Annotated in this window: 5 protein-coding genes; all 5 read left to right on the forward strand. The window is 71.6% G+C overall.

Going from position 1 to position 2,722, the window contains the following annotated elements; translation table 11 throughout:
- On the forward strand, window positions 1-293 hold a 293-nt coding region (locus APM_RS10205), incomplete at its 5' end, for a hydrogenase-1 expression HyaE (RefSeq protein ID WP_007423292.1).
- A gap of 2 nt (window positions 294-295) precedes the next feature.
- Complete coding sequence (locus APM_RS10210; RefSeq protein ID WP_007423293.1) at window positions 296-1,126, forward strand: hydrogenase expression/formation protein; 831 nt, start codon at window positions 296-298, stop codon at window positions 1,124-1,126.
- A complete protein-coding gene (locus tag APM_RS10215; protein ID WP_013639339.1) occupies window positions 1,123-1,320 on the forward strand; it encodes a rubredoxin in 198 nt (65 codons plus the stop codon). The genes APM_RS10210 and APM_RS10215 overlap by 4 nt, the downstream gene beginning before the upstream one ends.
- Window positions 1,313-1,654 carry a hydrogenase maturation nickel metallochaperone HypA gene (hypA, locus tag APM_RS10220; RefSeq protein WP_007423295.1) on the forward strand — a complete coding sequence of 114 codons (342 nt, stop codon included), beginning with the start codon at window positions 1,313-1,315 and terminating at the stop codon, window positions 1,652-1,654. Before APM_RS10215 ends, hypA begins: the two co-directional genes overlap by 8 nt.
- Window positions 1,651-2,544 carry a hydrogenase nickel incorporation protein HypB gene (hypB, locus tag APM_RS10225; RefSeq protein WP_007423296.1) on the forward strand — a complete coding sequence of 298 codons (894 nt, stop codon included), beginning with the start codon at window positions 1,651-1,653 and terminating at the stop codon, window positions 2,542-2,544. Before hypA ends, hypB begins: the two co-directional genes overlap by 4 nt.
- The last annotated feature ends 178 nt before the right edge of the window (window positions 2,545-2,722 follow it).

Genomic DNA, 2,722 nt, shown 5'->3' on the forward strand with positions numbered 1-2,722 from the left:
TGTTCACCGGCGATCCGGCGCGGCATCGGGAGATCGACGATGTCGCCGTGATCGTGCCGGAGCTTGCGAAGGCGTTCGCGGGGCGGTTCCGCTGCGCGATGGTGGACCCGGACCGGGAGCGGGCGGCGGCGGCGCGGTTCAAGGTGGTGGTCCGCCCGACGCTCGTTCTGGTGCATGAGGGGGCGATGATCGGCAGCGTCGCGCGGATGCGGAGCTGGGCGGAGTATCTGGAGGCGATCGGCGGGATGCTCGACCGGATCGGCGCGCCGGCGGCCGCCGCGATGGAGGCCTGACGATGGACCCATTCGCCCTGCCCGCGCGATCCGGCACCGCCGAGGCGGGACCGGACTATCTCGCGCTGCCGACGGAGATGCATGTGTTCCGCGCGCCCTCGCTGCCCGACGATCCGGCGGCGCGGGCGCGGTGCCGGGCCTGGCTGCAGCGGATCGGCGCGGCGCTGGAGGCGGCTGCATCCGGCGCTGCGGTGGGGCAGATCGTGCTCGACGAGGCCTCGGCGGCGGATTGCGCCAGTCTCGACGAGATCCTGCTCGATGGCGAGGTGAGCGCGCTGGTGCTGGGCGCGCCGGAATGGCAGATCGGCGAGACCGCCTATACCGGATTGTGGCGGCTGCGGGCGCGCGATGCGGCGACCGGGCGGCGGCTGGACCGGCTGGAGATCGGGCCAATACCGGCGGTGGTGGCGGCGCGCGCCGCAGCTTCCTGGGGGCTTATGGAGCTGCCGGCGCCGGAGGCGATTCCGCCGGAGATGGTCAACGCGCCGCACGTGCTGGCGGAGCTGCGCGCCCGCAGCGCCGCGTTCCGGCCGGGCGGCGCGGCGCATGTGATCAATCTCGGCCTGCTGCCGCTGGCCGAGGCGGAGCTGACCTGGCTGGTGCGCACGCTCGGCGAGGGGCCGGCGATCATTCTCTCGGGCGGGTATGGCACCTGCCGGATCCGCAGCACGCGCCTCGCCGGGACCTGGTGGGTGCAGTATTACAACGCGGCGGACGCGCTGATCCTGAACACGCTGGAGATCGCCGCGGTGCCGGCGGTGGCCTGCGCCGCCCAGGACGACATCGCCGAATCCGCATCGCGCGTGCGGGCGCTGGAGGCGGCCTATCCATGAGCGGGACCGCCGAGCTTTCCCGCTACGAGTGCCGGATCTGCTGGCATGTGTACGATCCGGCGGCGGGCGACGAGGTGTGGCAGATCGCGCCGGGGACGGCGTTCGCCGACCTGCCGGAGTCGTGGCATTGCCCGAACTGCGACGCCGAGCGCCACCAGTTCCTGCCGCTCGACGCGGAGGACGGCGATGCATGAGATGGCGCTCTGCGAGGGGCTGGTGCAGGCGCTGGAGGCGCAGGCGGGGACGGCCGCGTTCAGCCGGGTGCATGCGGTGGAGCTGGAAATCGGCGCGCTGGCGGCGGTGGAATGCGAGGCGATGCGGTTCAATTTCGGCATCGTCACGCGCGGCACGCTGGCGGAGGACGCGCGGCTCGACATCGTCGAGGTCGATGGCAGGGCCTGGTGCATGCAATGCGGCACCACGGTGACGCTGCGGCGCTTCGGCGATCCGTGTCCGCATTGCGGCAGCCTGCAATTGCAGGTGCTCGACGGCAAGCAGATCAGGATCAGGCAGATCGAGGTGACATGATGTGCGGCATATGCGGCTGCGGCGATACCGGGGAACACCATTATGAGCATGAGCATGAGCATGAGCATGATCATGGGCATGGGCACGGGCACGACCACGGGCATGATCATGGCCACGCGGCGGAGCACGCGCACGCGGCGGGGCTGGCGCCGGCGCGGATGGTGCGGGTGGAGCAGGACATCATGGCGGCGAACCAGCGCCATGCCGATGCCAACCGGACGTATTTCGCCGAGCGGGGCATTTTCGTCGTCAACCTCGTCTCCAGCCCCGGCTCGGGCAAGACCTCGCTGCTGGTGCGGACGGTCGCGGCGCTGAAGGCGGAGATGCCGGTCGCGGTGATCGAGGGCGACCAGCAGACGGAGTTCGACGCCGAGCGGATCCGCGCGGCGGGGGCGCCGGCCTGGCAGATCAATACCGGCAAGGCGTGCCATCTCGACGCGCACATGGTCGGCCACGCGCTGGAGCACCTGCCGTCGCTGGAGGGCGGGATCCTGTTCATCGAGAATGTCGGCAACCTCGTCTGCCCGGCGGGGTTCGACCTCGGCGAGGCGCACAAGGTCGTCATTCTCTCGGTGACCGAGGGCGAGGACAAGCCGCTGAAATATCCGCACATGTTCCACGCCGCCGACCTGATGCTGGTCAACAAGATCGACCTGCTGCCGCATGTGGCGTGCGACATGGAGCTGATCCTCGCCGGCGCGCTGCGGGTGAATCCGGCCATCGGGTCGGTCGCGGTCTCGGCGGCGACGGGAGAGGGATTCGGCGCCTGGCTGGACTGGCTGCGCCAGGGGCGCGAGCGGGCGCGGCGGGCGCAGCACGGGGCGATGCAGGCGCGGCGCGAGGCGTTGCGGCGGGAGCTGGCCTCGATCGACGCGACGCTCGCGGGCTGATCCCGCTCAGCAGATCCGCGGCAGCGGGTCGGATTCCAGTTCGGGCAGGGTCCGCGCGCCGCCGATGCGGGTGCGCAGGAGAACCGGGGCATCGGCCGGGGCGGCCGCGCCGATCGCGCCGATGATCGCGGCCCCCTCCCTTCGGGCAAGGCGCGCCAGGCGGCGAGGATGGCGGCCG

Source organism: Acidiphilium sp. PM, assembly GCF_000219295.1.
GTDB lineage: Bacteria > Pseudomonadota > Alphaproteobacteria > Acetobacterales > Acetobacteraceae > Acidiphilium > Acidiphilium multivorum.

Coding starts and splice junctions, on each gene's coding strand:
- APM_RS10215 (WP_013639339.1), top strand. CDS start 1,123: ATGAGCGGGACCGCCGAGCTTTCCCGCTACGAGTGCCGGATCTGCTGG.
- hypA (WP_007423295.1), top strand. CDS start 1,313: ATGCATGAGATGGCGCTCTGCGAGGGGCTGGTGCAGGCGCTGGAGGCG.
- hypB (WP_007423296.1), top strand. CDS start 1,651: ATGATGTGCGGCATATGCGGCTGCGGCGATACCGGGGAACACCATTAT.
- APM_RS10210 (WP_007423293.1), top strand. CDS start 296: ATGGACCCATTCGCCCTGCCCGCGCGATCCGGCACCGCCGAGGCGGGA.